A 1,144-nucleotide genomic window follows, 5' to 3' on the forward strand; every position below is an offset into this window, starting at 1 on the left:
GCGTGCCGATGACGATGTCGTACCATCCCTCCAACGAGCAGCCACATTTTGTCCGAGACCGTTCAGAGGAACTCGATCGAGCGACGACGTGGTGGCGCGAATGGGTAAAGCACGGGAGCTTTGAAGATATGCCCGATGCCTGGCGTGCGCCGGTAGTCCGCTCGTTGATCACGCTCAAGATGCTGATCTACGCGCCGACGGGTGGGATCGTCGCGGCGCCCACGACCTCGCTTCCAGAAAAGATAGGGGGCCCGCGCAACTGGGACTATCGCTATTGCTGGCTGCGCGACTCGGCACTGACGCTCTATGCGCTGCTGAATTCGGGATATCGTCAGGAAGCAGACGATTGGCGGCAATGGCTGCTGCGCGCAGTAGCGGGCGCTCCGGACCAACTTCAGATCATGTACGGGATCGCGGGTGAGCGATGGCTGCCCGAATTCGAGGTTCCGTGGCTGAAAGGCTATGAAGGAAGCGTTCCGGTCAGGATCGGCAACGATGCCGCCAACCAGATGCAGATCGACGTCTATGGCGAGCTGATCGACACCCTCAACGCAGCGCGCGACGCCGAGCTGCAGCCGCAGGAGGAGGCCTGGCGGCTGCAAAAGGTGCTGCTCGCTCACCTTGTGACTGCATGGCAAACACCTGATCGCGGCATTTGGGAAGTGCGCGGGCCGGCGCGGGCGTTCACCCACTCGCGCATGATGGCCTGGGTAGCATTCGATCGAGCCGTCATCTGCACCGAGCGGTACGGTCTTGAAGGCCCGGCGGCGAAGTGGTGTGAGGTGCGCCAGCAAATTCATGACGAAATTTGCACCCGCGGCTTCAACGAGAAAAAGAACAGCTTCGTCCAATACTATGGCGGTGAAGCGCTTGACGCGAGCCTGCTCCTGATGCCGCAGGTGGGCTTTCTGCCTGCCGATGACCCGCGCGTCGTTGGCACAATCTCGGCGGTGGAGCGGGAGCTTGTGCAGGGCGGACTGGTCATGCGCTATTCAACAAACGACACCGACGACGGGGTCGGTGGCGGAGAAGGAGCATTCCTGGCGTGCAGCTTCTGGCTGGCTGATGCCTATGTTCTTAGCGGCCGCCGGCAGGATGCACACCAGTTGTTTGACCACTTGCTAAGTCTTCGTAACGATCTAGG

General features: G+C 61.1%; 1 protein-coding gene. It reads left to right on the forward strand.

Features of this window, described 5'->3' with window-relative positions; genetic code table 11:
* On the forward strand, positions 1-1,144 hold a 1,144-nt coding region (locus GGI60_RS31670; protein WP_183934990.1), incomplete at both ends, for a glycoside hydrolase family 15 protein.

It is taken from the genome of Rhizobium lentis (genome assembly GCF_014200175.1).
Lineage (GTDB): Bacteria > Pseudomonadota > Alphaproteobacteria > Rhizobiales > Rhizobiaceae > Rhizobium > Rhizobium mulingense.